Source organism: Paenibacillus albiflavus, from assembly GCF_004344915.1.
GTDB lineage: Bacteria > Bacillota > Bacilli > Paenibacillales > NBRC-103111 > Paenibacillus_AM > Paenibacillus_AM albiflavus.
In genome coordinates, this window is record NZ_SKFG01000019.1 from 1 (window position 1) to 16,951 (window position 16,951).

General features: G+C 43.7%; 14 protein-coding genes and 1 pseudogene. 3 read left to right on the top strand and 12 right to left on the bottom strand.

Annotated features, from left to right (window positions below; translation table 11 throughout):
* From E0485_RS17105 to E0485_RS17150, 9 genes and pseudogenes are all read right to left on the bottom strand, one after another.
* Positions 1-2,564: pseudogene (locus tag E0485_RS17105) on the bottom strand (hypothetical protein); the annotation flags it as partial.
* 479 nt (positions 2,565-3,043) lie between these two features.
* On the bottom strand, positions 3,044-4,036 hold the full coding sequence (locus E0485_RS17110) for a tRNA dihydrouridine synthase (RefSeq protein ID WP_207911005.1): 993 nt from the start codon (positions 4,034-4,036) through the stop codon (positions 3,044-3,046).
* Between the two features lie 312 nt (positions 4,037-4,348).
* On the bottom strand, positions 4,349-5,326 hold the full coding sequence (locus E0485_RS17120; protein WP_132419300.1) for an SPFH domain-containing protein: 978 nt from the start codon (positions 5,324-5,326) through the stop codon (positions 4,349-4,351).
* A 20-nt stretch (positions 5,327-5,346) separates the two neighbouring features.
* Complete coding sequence (locus E0485_RS17125; protein WP_132419301.1) at positions 5,347-6,129, bottom strand: TPM domain-containing protein; 783 nt, start codon at positions 6,127-6,129, stop codon at positions 5,347-5,349.
* On the bottom strand, positions 6,126-7,157 hold the full coding sequence (locus tag E0485_RS17130) for a TFIIB-type zinc ribbon-containing protein (protein ID WP_132419302.1): 1,032 nt from the start codon (positions 7,155-7,157) through the stop codon (positions 6,126-6,128). The genes E0485_RS17125 and E0485_RS17130 overlap by 4 nt, the downstream gene beginning before the upstream one ends.
* Before the next feature lie 38 nt (positions 7,158-7,195).
* Complete coding sequence (locus E0485_RS17135) at positions 7,196-7,801, bottom strand: PspA/IM30 family protein (RefSeq protein WP_132419303.1); 606 nt, start codon at positions 7,799-7,801, stop codon at positions 7,196-7,198.
* A 158-nt stretch (positions 7,802-7,959) separates the two neighbouring features.
* On the bottom strand, positions 7,960-8,385 hold the full coding sequence (locus E0485_RS17140) for a GNAT family N-acetyltransferase (protein ID WP_268957604.1): 426 nt from the start codon (positions 8,383-8,385) through the stop codon (positions 7,960-7,962).
* A 305-nt stretch (positions 8,386-8,690) separates the two neighbouring features.
* Positions 8,691-9,344: a 2OG-Fe(II) oxygenase gene (locus tag E0485_RS17145; RefSeq protein ID WP_132419305.1), complete on the bottom strand. Its 654-nt coding sequence runs from the start codon at positions 9,342-9,344 to the stop codon at positions 8,691-8,693.
* Between the two features lie 121 nt (positions 9,345-9,465).
* Positions 9,466-10,347 (bottom strand): DMT family transporter, encoded by an 882-nt coding sequence (locus E0485_RS17150; RefSeq protein ID WP_132419306.1) that lies wholly within the window; start codon positions 10,345-10,347, stop codon positions 9,466-9,468.
* A gap of 183 nt (positions 10,348-10,530) precedes the next feature.
* Between E0485_RS17150 and E0485_RS17155 the strand changes: the two genes are divergently transcribed.
* Positions 10,531-10,926, top strand: a complete 396-nt coding sequence (locus E0485_RS17155; RefSeq protein WP_132419307.1) for a VOC family protein — start codon at positions 10,531-10,533, stop codon at positions 10,924-10,926.
* Positions 10,927-10,982: 56 nt separating this feature from the next.
* On the opposite strand, the gene E0485_RS17160 is transcribed toward E0485_RS17155, so the two are convergent.
* On the bottom strand, positions 10,983-12,407 hold the full coding sequence (locus tag E0485_RS17160; RefSeq protein WP_132419308.1) for a PQQ-dependent sugar dehydrogenase: 1,425 nt from the start codon (positions 12,405-12,407) through the stop codon (positions 10,983-10,985).
* A 191-nt stretch (positions 12,408-12,598) separates the two neighbouring features.
* On the opposite strand from E0485_RS17160, the gene E0485_RS17165 reads away from it, so the two are divergent.
* The gene (locus tag E0485_RS17165) at positions 12,599-14,707 is read left to right on the top strand and encodes a neutral/alkaline ceramidase (protein ID WP_207911006.1); all 2,109 of its coding nucleotides are present in this window, start codon (positions 12,599-12,601) and stop codon (positions 14,705-14,707) included.
* Positions 14,708-14,808: 101 nt separating this feature from the next.
* Entirely contained in the window at positions 14,809-15,096 is a 288-nt protein-coding gene (locus E0485_RS17170; protein WP_132419309.1) for a hypothetical protein, read from the top strand.
* Positions 15,097-15,138: 42 nt separating this feature from the next.
* Here E0485_RS17170 and E0485_RS17175 read toward each other — a convergent pair whose 3' ends face one another.
* Together E0485_RS17175 and E0485_RS17180 are read right to left on the bottom strand one after the other, a co-directional pair.
* Positions 15,139-16,584 carry a M56 family metallopeptidase gene (locus tag E0485_RS17175; RefSeq protein ID WP_132419310.1) on the bottom strand — a complete coding sequence of 482 codons (1,446 nt, stop codon included), beginning with the start codon at positions 16,582-16,584 and terminating at the stop codon, positions 15,139-15,141.
* Complete coding sequence (locus tag E0485_RS17180) at positions 16,581-16,940, bottom strand: BlaI/MecI/CopY family transcriptional regulator (RefSeq protein ID WP_132419311.1); 360 nt, start codon at positions 16,938-16,940, stop codon at positions 16,581-16,583. Before E0485_RS17180 ends, E0485_RS17175 begins: the two co-directional genes overlap by 4 nt.
* Positions 16,941-16,951: the final 11 nt, after the last annotated feature.

Sequence of the window (16,951 nt, forward strand, 5' to 3'; positions counted from 1 at the left end):
GTGGAACTGCTCGGCTGAGCGATGATCGATGGCGGCGAGTTCACCGTCAGCGTCGCACCGTTCGATGCCGCATCAGGCGTTGCCAAACCACTGGCAATTACACGGTAGATATAGCCATTCATCCTTGCCGTTGCCCCGGTGATCGTCAGCGTCGCTGTTGTCGCTCCGCTGTACGGCGCTCCATTCGAAATATTCGTATATCCTGCGCCCTGATCTACCTGCCATTGGTAACCCGTCGTGTTCGACGCCAACACGGAGAAAGTTGTGTTCCCCCCGGCGGCAATGGTGGAACTGCTCGGCTGAGCGATGATCGATGGCGGCGAGTTCACCGTCAGCGTCGCACCGTTCGATGCCGCATCAGGCGTTGCCAAACCACTGGCAATTACACGGTAGATATAGCCATTCATCCTTGCCGTTGCCCCGGTGATCGTCAGCGTCGCTGTTGTCGCTCCGCTGTACGGCGCTCCATTCGAAATATTCGTATATCCTGCGCCCTGATCTACCTGCCATTGGTAACCCGTCGTGTTCGACGCCAACACGGAGAAAGTTGTGTTCCCCCCGGCGGCAATGGTGGAACTGCTCGGCTGAGCGATGATCGATGGCGGCGAGTTCACCGTCAGCGTCGCACCGTTCGATGCCGCATCAGGCGTTGCCAAACCACTGGCAATTACACGGTAGATATAGCCATTCATCCTTGCCGTTGCCCCGGTGATCGTCAGCGTCGCTGTTGTCGCTCCGCTGTACGGCGCTCCATTCGAAATATTCGTATATCCTGCGCCCTGATCTACCTGCCATTGGTAACCCGTCGTGTTCGACGCCAACACGGAGAAAGTTGTGTTCCCCCCGGCGGCAATGGTGGAACTGCTCGGCTGAGCGATGATCGATGGCGGCGAGTTCACCGTCAGCGTCGCACCGTTCGATGCCGCATCAGGCGTTGCCAAACCACTGGCAATTACACGGTAGATATAGCCATTCATCCTTGCCGTTGCCCCGGTGATCGTCAGCGTCGCTGTTGTCGCTCCGCTGTACGGCGCTCCATTCGAAATATTCGTATATCCTGCGCCCTGATCTACCTGCCATTGGTAACCCGTCGTGTTCGACGCCAACACGGAGAAAGTTGTGTTCCCCCCGGCGGCAATGGTGGAACTGCTCGGCTGAGCGATGATCGATGGCGGCGAGTTCACCGTCAGCGTCGCACCGTTCGATGCCGCATCAGGCGTTGCCAAACCACTGGCAATTACACGGTAGATATAGCCATTCATCCTTGCCGTTGCCCCGGTGATCGTCAGCGTCGCTGTTGTCGCTCCGCTGTACGGCGCTCCATTCGAAATATTCGTATATCCTGCGCCCTGATCTACCTGCCATTGGTAACCCGTCGTGTTCGACGCCGACACGGAGAAAGTTGTGTTCCCCCCGACTGCAATGGTGGAATTGCTCGGCTGAGCGGTGATCGACGGCGACGAGTTGACAGTGGCGGTGTCCCACACAGTAGTTTGGGTATTGTCCTGCACGGTATTGACATCCAGCTTCCACTGGGTGATGGCCTTGTTGGTAAAGCTGGTTGTATTGCCAGTAACTTCAGACACAATGACCAGCCGAATGGGGCCATTCACATCCCCAATCGTGTACACATTGTTTGCGCTGGGGGTAATCAGTTCATTTGTTACGAACCAGTCATTTGTGCCGCTGTTCCATAACTGATAGGCTGCCGATTTGAAGGTAAGGCCGGCCGGCAAAGCATCGGTAATGGTGAAGTCTTTAAGGCCTTGTTTGCTGTAATTCTTATTGACGTCAATCGTCCATGTAATGGTACGCGGGTCTGCAGGGTTCGCCTGCTTGTCCAGCGTACCGATCATTTGAATCCAGTCGGGCTTGAGGGCGACGCTCCACGGGCTCGAGGAAAGCAGCTTATTATCGGACGCGTCCCTCAGCTCCACAGCATTTGTGACGGTCTGCCACCCACTATCACCGGCGTTATACTCACGGTAATACTTCTCCTTTGGAATCCACGTCTTGAAGGTAATCATCGCATGTTCACCGAAGCCCGCTGGGAAGGTGTAGGCCAGCGCATTCGTGGTGCCGTTATCCGGCGTTGCCGCTACACCGTTTACCTTGAAGGAGCTTTCCACATAAGTGCCTATCGCCACCGGATCGAGCGCGTCGTAAAACTTCAGATCTGCGAGCGGCAGCAGTATAGTAGGATCCGACATATCCGTGGCGGCAATTTCCACCTGCCACTCGATTGCACCCTCTACAAAAGCAGCCTGATTAATCCAACCGTTTTCGGAAGCGTTGCTGTTAGACCTCATTGTGATGCTGTACTCAGGCATCGGACTTGCCATCATAGATACGGGAAGCTGTCCTTCAGGTGCATCGAACACCGTCTCAGATCCCGATGGCTCGATCTCGTTCGACGGATCAAATTCGCTCACTACTACCGTCCCAGAATCACCGGGCGCACTTCCCGCATATGCGGTAGCAGAGAACGTCAACGTCTGCAAGACAAGCAAAACTACCAGGCAGAAGGATAATATAAATTTGCCTACATTCTGTTTTCGTTTCACACAAGATTCCCCTTTAGCATATTTGATACTTTCAAATCTGACATTCTATCATCTCCGGTACCACCGAAAATTAAGATTTTGCTCATCAAATATTCTCCTTCTAATCAATTGGCATTCTGGCATTCATACTTAGCCGGTACGCCTTATGAAGCTCTCCATAGGCTAGAGTATAGTTGATCTCAGAGAATAAGGCGTCATCCGAAAGTAGTACAAACGCAAAAAAAGATCGAAAAATAGCTTATTTATCAACCTTCAACGAAGGGAAATGCATCTGGCTTCCCCTAATCACGGCTAATTTCGATACGTAGAAAACCCTCGACCTAACCAGTCGAGGGTTTCATGGTGGATGCGAAGAATTTTTACCCCTGTCCGAAGATCAGGGGGGCTAGGCTACCAGCCATAACACTGTTTAACAAAAGCCCAGATGCAAACTACACCTGAGCTTCAGACTTGACCCAAGATTCCTTGGGGGTATTGGATCAGCACCCGTCAACATTCTTTTCAAAGTTATCGAGCAGTGCACGTACTTCTTCCGTTGACTTTGTATTCATCATTTGATGTCTTAATTCGCTAGCCCCGCGGAAGCCTTTGACATATATTTTGAAGAAGCGCTGAAGCCCTGACATTGCACGTGGCAGCTCTTCGAGATATTGATCATGAAGATCAAGGTGTAATTTAAGAAGATCCAGGTATTCTTTCGGACTATGCTCTTTTGCTTCTTTTTCAAAAGCAAACGGATTACTAAATATTCCACGTCCAATCATAACGCCATCTACACCATATTGCTCCACAAGCTTTAGCCCTGTTTCACGGTCGGGAATGTCTCCGTTAATGGTTAGAAGAGTATTTGGTGCTACTTCATCACGTAACTTTTTAATTTCCGGAATTAATTCCCAATGGGCATCCACTTGACTCATTTCCTGCCTTGTACGTAAATGTATAGAAAGGTTCGCAATATTTTGTTTTAATATATGTGTAAGCCACTCATGCCACTCGTCTACATCCGTGTATCCAAGTCTTGTTTTCACACTTACAGGCAGTCCTCCCACTTTTGCTGCTTGGATAATTTCTGCTGCAGCATCTGGGCGAAGAATAAGGCCACTTCCCTTCCCCCTCGTTGCCACATTTGGAACAGGACAGCCCATATTAATATCTATGCCTTTAAATCCTAGCTCTGCCATCCCGATACTCATTTGACGAAAATATTCAGGCTTATCCCCCCAAATATGTGCAACCATAGGCTGTTCATCCTCTGTAAACATCAAACGTCCACGTACACTTTTGTGTCCATCTGGGTGACAATAGCTCTCCGTATTTGCAAACTCTGTAAAAAACACATCAGGTCTGCCTGCTTGAATTACCACATGTCGAAAAACAACATCCGTCACATCTTCCATTGGTGCAAGCACGAAAAATGGTCGTGGCAAATCACGCCAAAAATTTTCTTTCAATTTAAGCTCAAATCCTCTCATTATCTTCTTTTACACTTATATCATGCTTAATAACTGATTATCAACTCTCATGGTTTTGTCAGTGCTATTCTAAAGCCAAGGTCCTCTATCTTGAAATCAGGCATGCTCTTCCTTCTAATCGTAGAACCACAATTGTTTTTATAGATTCGATGATATCCTATTCTCGATTTAAAATTGAGAAAAAATTCCCAATTTGGACAATCAAAAAGACGACGATCTGATCTAAAAAAACTACAACCCCATCCTCATTCAGGTGGGGTTGCTGGTCTATAAAATATTCAGTCCTCAATTGCATTCATTAATCCGAGCTAATTAGCCTAGCTTCTGGCCGCAATTCGAACAGAAGTTAGCGCCTTCGTTTTTCGCACCACAGTTAGGGCAGAAGTTCGGCTTACTGCCGCCTTGCGGAGCATTAGAATTACCGCCACCAGAAGCTTGATTCTGGTTGGCATTCATATTTTTCATCATTTCATTCGCGATATTCATTCCCATCATCATGCCTGCCATGTCCGAAGCAGTCCCGCCGCCATGTGATTTACCAGAAGCCATTGCATCGGTCATGCTAACCTGCTGATATTTCTGCAAGTTACCAATCATTTCGTGTGAAGCCGTCTTCGTGATCATATCCTGAATTTCTTGCGGATAATTAAAGCTCATCACCTGGAAACCGGTAATCGTCATTCCGTTATCCATGACTTCCATATCCAAATCCTCACGAATCCCTTTGGCAATTTCATAAGCATTTGCTTGCAGATTGAACATATTCTTCCCTTCCTTGCTGATCCACTTCATTAACAGTTGATCCAACACGGAGGTAATACGGATTTTGATATCATCAACAAGATAGCTATCTTTCATGCCTGCAATCTTATCAATCAGCCTTACATAATCATTCACTTTAAAATTAAACGTTCCGTTTGCACGAATTGGCATGCCGCCCGGAAGCTGTGGAGCAGGAATCAAAATCGGATTTTGCGTCCCCCATTTAACCGTAAATTCCTTGGTATTCACGAATAAAACTTCTACTCTCATGCCGCTGTTGAAGCCGAATTTGAATCCTTTTAAAGTGGACAAGAATGGAATGATTTCGGAATCAATGTTGTATTCCCCATCCTCCTGAAATATCCCCTCAATCTTACCATTGTTCACAAAAATGGCATCTTGCCCTGAGCGAATGATCAGTTTACTTCCTTTCTTAATCTCTCGGTTGCTCCATTTCCAGAAAATCATATCATCTCTAAACTCTTCCCACTCTACAACGTTTGAAAACTGATTTTTGAAAAATGCCATATCATAACCCTTCCTTTACATTAAAATTTACCTCTACTGCCACTATGAGAATGCCCGCCTCCGGTAATTCCTCCACCACCAGAGCCGCTGCCTGAACTCTTTTCAATTTTTCGCTTGGTTACGGTTGTTCGAATGTACTGATCCTGCCGATCCACAATCCCTGAAGTGCTTGCATCCTCGTAGGTATGCGAATTAACAGTTACGCGCCCGCCTGAACGGTAAGCCATTATACCAACGACAATACCTCCAATAGCCAAGGCCCCTCCCAATTGAACCCATATATTAAACAAAATATTATCTGGATTCACACCAGGCTCAAAGCCCATATATTTATAGGAGGTTTTGATATAGGTTTCGAATGCCAGTTTATAATTGCCATCTGATAGATCCGGTGTAATCTTATTCCGTATTTTATCAAGCCTGCCATCGTCCAGATACGCCTTAGCCTTATAAAATCCAGCTAAATACACATCCCGATTCCTCATATCCAGCGCCAAAATGGCTGCATTACCATGAGGCTTGTCGTAGCCAGGCCCATTCTGATCATAGAAATCTCCTGTCATCTTCTCTATATCAATGTTGTCAGTGTTCTTTGTAGTAATGATGATAAAATCCGTTTCTCTTTTGGCACCATATTCATTCGCCATCGTATTTAGCTCATTGTATTCTTGAGGCGTAAGCAGCTTCGCATCATCATAGATCAACTTCTTTTCTCCCGCTGCTGCTGCCATGACTTGAAAGGGGGCAACTAGATACACCAAAAAAAGGAACAGAGCTGCCAGAACCACTCTTTGCCTTTTCACAGGAAACCTCCCCCTAACATCCATGAGATTGTTTTTAAAGCAAGGAAAGAGACACCGGATATACCCGCAAACCATGCCGTAACCTTCAACATGCTAATTGGAGGCTTGCCGACGACCTTCCCCGTCTGACCATTCATGGCAAACATGTAATCCAATTTGTTATAGTCATAGTGAACTACCCATATTGGAAGCATACAATAGTCTGTATTCTTGACATTTGTATCAATTTGCTTATCCGTAAACTGAACAGTCGAATAGCCTGACACTGCCGACCTAATCGAGGATTCAATATACTCTCTGATTTTATCCTTTGCCCGTGGCAATAGCTCTGTATCCGTATAACTATATTTATCCGCAGTATAACCTGCCAGATACGGGGTTTTAAAGCTCTTAAGCTGATCATAAGAAAAAGGTTCCAGCCGATCCATCAGCTTATCTTGCATTTTCTCTGACGAGTCAATCGGCACCTTCACATAATTCAGATTAAGTTTTCTATAGATGTCAAAATGCTGCGTTTCCGTGTATTGGTAGTCACCTTTTGTATAGCTACTCACTCTCGTGGCATGACCCGTTACTTCCACTTTGTTATGCAATTCATATAACCAGAAGGGTACATACATGCCGGTTATACCTTTGACACGATCCGCTGTCATAAATCCACTTGGCGTAAGAAGACCGTTTCTGCACCATTTTCGGAAAGCCTTCATCGCCTTCTCCTTGTTAATCGAGAAAGGAATGACCAGCGCTGGGGTCAGCTTCCCACTTACGCGATCACCAAGAACGACAGCCGAGTTACAGAAGCTGCAGACGGTCGCCATCGTTTCGGGTTCGGCAGCAATGACAGCACCACAGCTTGTACAATGATACTCCTGAACTTCACCCCCAGAGAAATTTCCCTGTTCAAAAGGATCATGATTCTGCTCGATATTATCCTTTCTTCCACAACTTTGACACGATAACGCCCCCGTCTCTGAGTCGAAGATCATGCCGCTACCGCAGTTTGGACATTTAAATTGAATCGTGTTCATTCACTCACCTCAGATTACGTAAGATATAGCCAGCAATTCTATTCTTTTTTTGGATTTTGCTGCAATTGCGCGATCAGCGTATCCAGGTCGTCTTCCTCCGCTTCAGCCCTTAGCTCAGCCAAAGCAGTCGCTTCATTCAAGGCTTGTGTCACCCGTTCATCCATCTCTTGAAAGGAAGCCTTAATACCGGAACCCTGCTGCAGCTTTGTAGCAGCCAGCTTTCCCTTAAGCTCTATACGCTTAGCCTCCAGCTGTCCCAAGTCCGATACAAGCTTATCCTGCATTTGTTTCATGCTTGCAGCATTTGAGGAGGCGAGATCGTAAGCAGCCTGCAGCTCGGTTAATTTCTCAGCAAGCATTGCTTTTCTCTCCAGGAATTTGAGCGATTCATCCTCATTCCCCGCTTCCACAGACTTCTCCGCATAGCGTTGTAGCTTCTTGATCTCGGCATTACACTCGTCGAGCAGCGTCTTTGCTCTTCGCTCATCAGCGAGCACTGAAGCTGTTTCGGCTTTTACCTTACCCAAGTCGCTATTCAGGTTTCTCATATATTCATCAATCGTCTTCTCCGGATCATCCGTTCGTTCCACTAAAGAGTTAACATTAACCTTCATAATATCTCGCAGCCTTGATAAAATTCCCATGTTACATCACTCCCTTTGTGTTTATCCCATTATCCTAATAATACATGAATTACAAGCAAAAGGTTTCAATGGATTAAATAATATGGAAATTTTTTATATCTTATTGATTTATATATGTCGGTCATTAGACCGTTTTAAAGTTCTTAGTTTGGTATATTTTACTCTAGCGGATAATCATAACGAATGAACCCCTTGTGATTGGCGACCTTGTCATAGAGCAAACGAGCTGTGGTATTGTCTTGACGAGTTTGCCAGTAGAATCGAGAAGCGTTATGTTCGCGCGCCGATTTCGCGACCCGCTCTATGAGCGCGCGAGCTATCCCATGCCCCCGAGCAGCTTCGTCGACGAATAGATCTTGCAGGTAGCAGGCATCTTCCATCCAGATAGTGCGATGGAATAGGTAGTGAGCTATACCGACCAAATTTCCTTGTAGGTGCGCGCCAAAACCATATACACCATCGCCGTTCAGCAATCGGTGCCACACCTCATCATATGTTGAGTCGGGGAGTTCAGTCTCATAAAAGGTTTTATAGCCTCGAGCTAAGATGTTCCAGCGGTTACGGTCCTCTACTCTCAGTGGCACAATGTCAATCGAGATTTGTTTATTCGATATTCCTGCGATATAGGATCATCCTTTCAAATATAATAAGAGTAACAAAGATTAGTATAAATTAATTATATTAGCTTATTGGTATATGATATAGAACCAATACAAAAATCTTTTATTAGACCAATTTGTAATGAGAAACGTAACACGAAGATCATAGACCATTGCGTTAACGGGTACGATAGTTCAAAAAAGCGACGGGAATTTTATTCCTCATCGCTTTTTGCATTACTAAAACCAGACTGTCACAGCAAATCCTCTAGCATAGTAGTCCGATTCTTCTATGACACACGAAAGCTTTGTCTTCTCATCCACATCGTTGCCACCCATTTCTCACCTTGGATCACAGGTGTTCCTGCATGCAGCGTAAGCTCATTTAATTCATGATTGCTATAAAAATACTCAAAGTAGACAGCCATTCCTTTGCAAGGGAAAACAGACAAATTAAGTGTAGGAAATGCCGTCGCTCCGCCTTCCTCCACATCATTCAAATACATCACGAGCGTACTTATGCGATTATTGTTACTTGCTCGACTCGTCTCTGCAAAGAAATCATAATGGGGCTTATACTCTTGACCGGGAGTGTATAGCAGGACTTGCAAGCCATCGCCATGCTCAATAGGGATATTCATAATTTGCGAGATTCGCTTCTCAATTCGTGTAACCGTCTCATTCTCTTTCTCTTCACAGAACACCCCTCTACTCGTTCTAATCGTATTGACCTCACGGTCTTCCCCAATTCTCGAGCGTTGTAGTCGTTCCTTGGACAGGTCGATAAGCTTATCGCATTCCTCATCACTAAGCACATTTCCTAATACGACAATCAGCGGTTCCTCGTATTTGGCGAGTATTCGAACCTCCCGATCCTCTGTCTTAATCCTATTTCCAACATGTTCAAATATCGTCCGTTCTTTCTCCGTCGCATTCCCTATCATTCTAGAGCAGCTCCCATTTTATATGACATTCATATAAAAATAATATACCATTAAATGGATAAATCCGCTCAAATAATTTCAAAAAAATTGCAAATTATCAACTTTCTTTAACTGTCGCCGTTTAATGTTTACTTACTTTCTTCTGAAGCAGAAAATCAATCTTAGTCTCCGCAACAATTATCGCTGCCAAAATTAAGATAATACCGATCACCATACGTATCGTCAGTATCTCATGCAGAATCAATACGGAGAACAGAGCACCAAACAAAGCCTCCGTTGATAAAATAATCGCCGCCTTCGTCTCCGTTGTATGTTTCTGTGCGATCGTCTGCAGCAAAAAGGCGATTGTCGTACTAATCACGCCTAAGTATACTGTTGCGAGAATCCCCTTGCTGGCAAAGTTAATATGTAGCGCTTCTCCCCGAAAAATAACAACAATAACGGATAGTAAACATGCCGTTATCATTTGAACAATTGTCAGTCCGATTGGCGAATGCTTTTTGACAAACTCACCTGTAAAGAAGATATGAAAGGCAAAGCAGATCGCACATAGCAAGGTCAAGCCATCGCCAAGATTGAGACTAAACTGCGCCTCTAACGATAATACACCAACACCTAGAATAGCTAGAAGCGTACCGAGCAATCCAAATTTATCAACTCTTCTTCGATAAAGCATATATCCGATAAACGGGACAATAACAACGTTAACTGCGGTTAAGAAGGCATTCTTCGATGGCGTCGTATACTGCAACCCAACCGTCTGCAAAACAAAGCCAAGGAACATAAATATTCCTAGCATGATTCCTGCTCGAACTACCGAACGATTCAATGTCCGTAAATGCTTCATAAATATAACCGACATTAAACAGGCAGCAATTAAGAATCGAATCGCCATTACCTGAAAAGCCGTTAATGTCTCAAGCGAGATTGCAGTCGCCACAAACCCGATCCCCCAAATGACGGCAACTAGCAGCAATCCAAGCTCACCAACATACTTCCTCATCTTCTTATTCTCCTATCACCATTTGATCTTTTACTAGATGTACATGCTCTGAATTATATCGTATTCGATTGATAGCAGTGAAGACCCGTTTTATTTAGAAATTTCAAATATAGTTTATATTTTTAATGAAACAGGATAGTATAATAATAGAAAATATAGGAAGTCAAACCATAGGAGGAAATTATGGGTCGATTAGTTCATTTCGAAATTCATGTAAATGACATGGAACGTGCTAAGATGTTTTATGGCGAGGTGTTTGGATGGACATTTGAGGATTGGAGTGACTATGCTGGGATGCCTTATTTCGGAGCTATGACAGGTGATGCAAAAGAACTCGGAATCAACGGGGCTTTGATGCAACGTCAAGGTGCTTCCCCCGAGCCCGGTCAGGCTTTGAATGGCTATGCATGTACTATAGGAGTGGAAGACTACGATTCTACTGAAACAAGAATTCTTAATCTTGGCGGTAAGCTCGCATTGCCAAAGTATGCACTGCCTGGAATGGCATGGCAAGGTTATTACATTGACACAGAAGGAAATACTTTTGGCATTCATCAACCAGATGAGCATGCAAAATAGAGTTATACAATCACATAGACAAAAAAGCGACCTCACAAGGTCGCTTTTCATCGTAATTATGGAACAATTTCAAAAACAGTGCCTTGGTTAAAATCAGTTACTTTCATAGAGCCATGAACCCCTAAATATAGTCTGGACTGATCTAAATTCGTTCCCAAACTAACATAAAAAGCTGATTGAGATCCAAAATTATAATCGATTTCAATAACACTAAAATCATTTAGTTTGCAATCCATTCTTACCCTAGTGTAAGCTAAAACTCCTCTAACCGGAGACCCAGCTCCTTCATGCCGGGCAAGATCGGTAAACACTACACTTCCCGTTAAATCGGGAATTTGATTCCCCATATAGGACTGGACACCAGTAAGTGCAGTTCCTCCAAACTTATCGGTTCTGGGATCTTTATGATAATAACTTATTAAAGGCGGAATACGCTTCACAGACGTTTTTATTGCTTCATCGTAATAAGCAATTGTTTTCTCATCCAAAGTCGAATTTGGGGAGCAGCCCCTTATAAACGAAGTAGGAAAAGCACCCTCCCACCCTCGCCAGCCAAAGTTAATAAATCCTTCTTGATCAAGTTCAGACTTCATTAAAGAAGCTTGAATAAGCTGAGTAACCGGTATTGGTTTATAATGAACGAATGAAAAAATCGACTCTACCAAATCCTGTCCAACATTCCCCACATATTTAATATACTGATTAAAATACCATTGATATGAAATACCTGGCATATTGCGAACCCCTTTGGCAATTACCGTAAGCGTCTCCTGAATAGGTGCTGGGAGTTCATCAAAACGTGTGACTACGGGTGGGTTATTGATAAATGAATGCTTATCTACATCAATTTCAATAATTTTACCCGCTATTTCCATATCATCCTGACTTAAATTAAATGGATCATAGCCTGATCCTCCATCTCCAGTTGTTAAAACAAGCTTTCCCGTTTCAGGTGAAAAGTTTAAGCTATTGACACCATTATGATTTAAAAATGGTCTTCTTATATTAAGTAATGTTCGCCGTTTTTGAGGTTGACCATTCGATTGTACAATCCATTCTTCAACTGTATCAATATGATCATATTGAATTTCTCTATTTATCCACTTTAGGTTTAAGGTTCTAGAATCACACGGGTTAGGCTTAAAAGATTCAAAAGCACCTGGAAGAGCACCTGGACCTTGGGTTCCAGCTACTGAATAATGGAGATAAAACAGACCATTATAATAAAATTCGGGATGAAACGCCAGCCCTAGCAATCCCCGTTCATCATATCCACCACTAGAGGCACCTAGTTTTATGATTCGCGAGCGAATATCCAAAAAAATCCTTATAACTCCGTTTCCTATGCAAAAGATCTCTCCTACCTGGGTTGCAATAAATAATCGTTCAATTGAATCACCCGGAAGTATAGCTGTTTTCAATACAGTGGGTAAATTTAGCTTGCTTACAATGGGTCGCAAACCAACCTTAACTTTTATCAACCAACATCACACTCCTAACAAAAAAGGCCAGCCATTTCGGCCATTTCCGCTACACTCACCATTTATATGATCAAATGCTTGTTTGTTATGTTAGATAGTCCGCCAAAGTGGAATAGCTATCATATTTCCATATTTGAACAATATGTATTAAAAAATAACGATAATTCTATCAAAATAATGAGGAGGTAGCTATGATTAGAAGAATGCTGAGAAAAAAGTTTCTTTTTACAAAAGGACTGCTGATTCTAGCTTTGCTTTTAAGTACAATCCTTTCCGTGCCTGGCCCCAGTGCCTATGCCGACACGCCCGATGATGTCTACAACATAGGAGCAGGGATTTATGACATTACAGGGGATGCTGCTGAAGTCAGAATGATGGGGTATGCTTCCACCGATCAAATTACTGCTGGAATTCATACTAGACTACGCTCGAGAGCGTTTGTCATCGGTGATGCAGCAAATACGAACAGAGTCGTTTTTGTTAGCGCTGATCTCGGTATTATGCCTCGTTCTGTCACACAGAAGGTCGTTGAAAAACTGCAAGCCAAATTCGGCGGCTTATACTCGGATCGCAATGTTCTGGTTAGCTCCACGCATACGCACGCTGGACCTGGTGGCTATTCTCACTACGCGCTTTACAACATCACTATTTTGGGATTCATCAAAGAGAACTTTGATGTCATCGTAAATGGCATCTACCAGTCAATTGTAAACGCTCACAACAATATGGAACCAGGACACATTGCTATTAATCGCGGGCAATTGGAAGGTGTGTCTGTCAATCGCTCATTGGACGCTTATCATAATAACCCCGCTTCCGAAATACAAAACTATACAGATGATGTTGATAAAACAATGACAAGCTTGAATTTTATCAATACTTCAGGTCAACCAATCGGAACCCTGAACTGGTTTGCTCTGCATGGTACATCTATGAGTAAATACAATACGCTTATCAGCGGTGACAATAAAGGCTACGCCTCCTATTTGTACGAGAAGAGTATGAACACCGATTATTCAAATACCAAAACATTTGTTGCTGCCTTTGCACAAAGCAATGAAGGAGACGTATCTCCCAACATTTACGGAAACGGCGTTAAGGGATATGGGAACAATGAATTCGAAAGTACCGAATACGCAGGACGCAAGCAGTACGAAGCAGCAGTCCAGTTGAATGATACGGCTACACAGTATTTAAGCGGTTCCGTTGATTTTAGACATCAATTTGTTAACTTCGAGAATATTAGTGTTGCACCTGAGTATGCGGATGGAACAGAAAGACATACAGCTCCTGCAGCAATGGGCTATTCCTTTGCAACTGGCGCCGAAGATGGTCCAAGTGATATAGCCATGTTTCATGAAGGTATGACGCAAGACGATTATCCGTTTGGCTCTGCAAATGCAGTAAGTGTAACTCAAGCATTTATAGGTATCACGCCATTTTTTGGACCTATTGTGGGAACATATTATCCTGAGTTGTGGTCGCTTCATTATCCAAAGCCGATTCTATTTGCCACCTCAAAGGGGCAGCCTTATCCATGGACACCTAACGTGTTACCACTGCAAATCCTCAAAATCGGACAGCTCAGAATCATAGCCGTACCTGCAGAGTTTACAACCATGGCAGGGCGCAGATTAATCAATACGGTTCAATCTATAACTGACGACCCAGACGGCCTTTACGTCATAGCTGGTCTTTCCAACACCTATTCAGACTATGTAACGACCAAAGAAGAATACGATACCCAGAACTATGAAGGGGCTTCGACCTTGTTCGGACCTTGGACGCTTGCAGCTTATCAACAGAAATTTGCCGATTTAGCAGCCTCTCTGAAAAATGGAACACCATTAGACAACGGCCCTACACCAATCGATTTAAGTAACAAGCAAAACAACTTCCAAACAGGTGTAGTTTTTGATGATGTGCCTATTGGCAAGCAATTTGGCAGTATTGTGCAAAATGTAGAACCCTCTTACAACAAAGGAGATGTTGCGACTGTCACCTTCTGGGGCGGGCATCCCAAAAATGATCTCAAAACGCAGTCCACTTTCTTAGAAGTTCAAAGGAAAGATGGCGATAAATGGACCGTCGTTTCAAGAGACTGGGATTGGGATACGAAGTACATTTGGAAACGGGTCACCCCTGGCGGTACAACCTCGCAAGTGACCATTGAATGGAACATTCCACAGGAAGCAGCCTCAGGAACCTATCGAATCGTTCACTACGGCAATTATAAAAATGGATGGGATCAAAAAATCTATCCATATACAGGGACTTCGTCGACCTTTATAGTGAATTAGAAGCTAATTTGCTTTTATTTCCTTCGAATCTATGCTTTTATTAAAATTAGATATGTGCGTTCATATTCTACGATTTTATTGTAGCTGAAGGAGAACTCTAGATGAAATATAATATGATCCCGGATAAATGGAAATGGAATGGAATTGTAACCATAGGTGGTATATTAATTGGAGCAGGGATTGCTGATTGTATATTCGCCCTTAATCAACTCGATCTTAATCAACTAGCCAGAGGGCTAACGATCTCTAGTGCAGGACTTACCATTTTAGTTATCATGGATAACACCAAAACGCAACGGGAAACCGAAAAAATTCAAAAAGAAAATCAACATCGGTTAGAAAGAGTTGAGGAACAGCTAAATGAAATAAAAAAACTGCTGGAAAAATAAAAAACGGTGTCCCCAAAGTGAATAACTAAGGGACACCATCTTTTAGTATAGAGGCAAACTTTTTAAACGATCAATTAGATTCCGCAAGCTTGTTTCGTCTGTGGCACAGTGCCGAACATCCTCACCAAGAAGCTTGTCGGCCTGTTCTCTCGTGAACGTGAAGTTATGTGCTGTGCCATCATTGTGACCTGTGTTGTCAACAATCGAATAAGTAATACTACCGACATTATCTATCAGGCTTAAGAGCAGAACAGAATTCCGATAATAGGTTTCACCACTTAGAGCACCTTCTTTTACAGCTCCAGTTGCGTCATTTATTTCATAATTGATAGTCACTCCATAAGGCTCAGCCGTTGTTTGAAGCTCCATCCCTTTACCTTCCAAACCTTCAGGTAGGGACATTCCGCCAATTAGTCCACCTACCTTACTGGCGTCACCCACATAAAGTGTTTTGCTCTTCATAAGCTTATCTATATTGTATCCGGAATAAGTTATCTGCGGGGAAGGTTGCAACGATTGCTCTAAAAACTTAGGGTTCGCCGTACACCCTACAACCAAGGCTGCAATAACGATTATTGAGCTTGCGACCATCCAAGAAGAGGGCCTACGATAGGAGAGTATATTTTTAATTCTTGCTTTAACATTACTCTCACCAAAGGCAAGCGGACTACCGGTTAGTAAATTGCTTCTTCTTATTGAAAAAGAAAGCAAAGCTGTCGAATAGCCTCCTTTAATCTGGTCACCCATCTTGCTCACGACACGCTCATCGCAGGACATCTCCATATCTTTACTCATAAGCGCATATGACAGCCACATAAGAGGATTAAACCAATGAACGATAAGTAACAGATAGGCAAAAGGTTTGATCAAATAATCTCGTCTCATGATATGCGTTTGCTCATGCAATAAAATGTAGGACAGTTCATGTTCGCTTAAGCCGATCGGAATGTATATTTTCGGCTTTAGCATACCAAATACAAATGGCGTGGTAATCTGATCAGTCTCAAAAACATTATCCTTAACGAGAGTAGCCGTTCGAACTCTACTTAGCATTTTCAAATACGAAGCGATGCTGTAAAGAAGCAAAATGGCTGCGCCTGACACCCAGATTATACTTCCGATCCAAACGATGATTTGCATGGGGTTCGCGCTTACCATTGAAGTAGCAGCTGGAAGTGATGAATTTACAAAACGGCTAATCTCCCTAAATCCAGCGTCCATAACAGGATATTTGAGCATCCCGATATCCATTGGCACAAACTCCATAAACCTTGTGCTAGTTATAGCCTGGGGCTGAATCAGTCGCAATAAACTGAAGTCTGAAGTAAAACTAACGGGGATGACCAGTCTGATGCCTACGGCCAACCATAGGATATAGGAGAATATTTTAGGAACGCGCCTCAAAAGAAATCTCACTACGATAACCGCAAGTGCCACGTAGGTTGCCGTTATGCTCATATTAAGGATGATAAGAAACAAATTCGTCATTTAGTTGCCTCCTCAATAATCCGCTTCAACTCCTCCGCTTCCTTCTCAGACAATTTCTTATCACCTAGAAATGCGGTTAAAAACTGAGGCAAAGATCCGTTAAAGGATTTTTCAACAACCGTCTGGCTTTCGTATTTCTGTGCATCTGTTTTCTTAATGATTGCAGTAACCAATGCTCCCTCGTTCCTGAGGATCCCACGCTCGCAGAGCTTTCTTAGAACGGTATAGGTCGTGGACTTCTTCCAGCCAAGTTTGGTCTGGCTGAGCTTAACAAGATCTGTAGAATTAATGGGTTCATTATCCCAAATCAGGCATGCGAATTTGTATTCGGCATCAAACAATTTGTATGGTTCCATTCTGATCGGCC

Coding starts and splice junctions, on each gene's coding strand:
- E0485_RS17110 (WP_207911005.1), bottom strand. CDS start 4,036: ATGAGAGGATTTGAGCTTAAATTGAAAGAAAATTTTTGGCGTGATTTG.
- E0485_RS17120 (WP_132419300.1), bottom strand. CDS start 5,326: ATGGCATTTTTCAAAAATCAGTTTTCAAACGTTGTAGAGTGGGAAGAG.
- E0485_RS17130 (WP_132419302.1), bottom strand. CDS start 7,157: ATGAACACGATTCAATTTAAATGTCCAAACTGCGGTAGCGGCATGATC.
- E0485_RS17135 (WP_132419303.1), bottom strand. CDS start 7,801: ATGGGAATTTTATCAAGGCTGCGAGATATTATGAAGGTTAATGTTAAC.
- E0485_RS17145 (WP_132419305.1), bottom strand. CDS start 9,344: ATGATAGGGAATGCGACGGAGAAAGAACGGACGATATTTGAACATGTT.
- E0485_RS17150 (WP_132419306.1), bottom strand. CDS start 10,347: ATGAGGAAGTATGTTGGTGAGCTTGGATTGCTGCTAGTTGCCGTCATT.
- E0485_RS17155 (WP_132419307.1), top strand. CDS start 10,531: ATGGGTCGATTAGTTCATTTCGAAATTCATGTAAATGACATGGAACGT.
- E0485_RS17165 (WP_207911006.1), top strand. CDS start 12,599: ATGATTAGAAGAATGCTGAGAAAAAAGTTTCTTTTTACAAAAGGACTG.
- E0485_RS17170 (WP_132419309.1), top strand. CDS start 14,809: ATGAAATATAATATGATCCCGGATAAATGGAAATGGAATGGAATTGTA.
- E0485_RS17175 (WP_132419310.1), bottom strand. CDS start 16,584: ATGACGAATTTGTTTCTTATCATCCTTAATATGAGCATAACGGCAACC.
- E0485_RS17180 (WP_132419311.1), bottom strand. CDS start 16,940: ATGGAACCATACAAATTGTTTGATGCCGAATACAAATTCGCATGCCTG.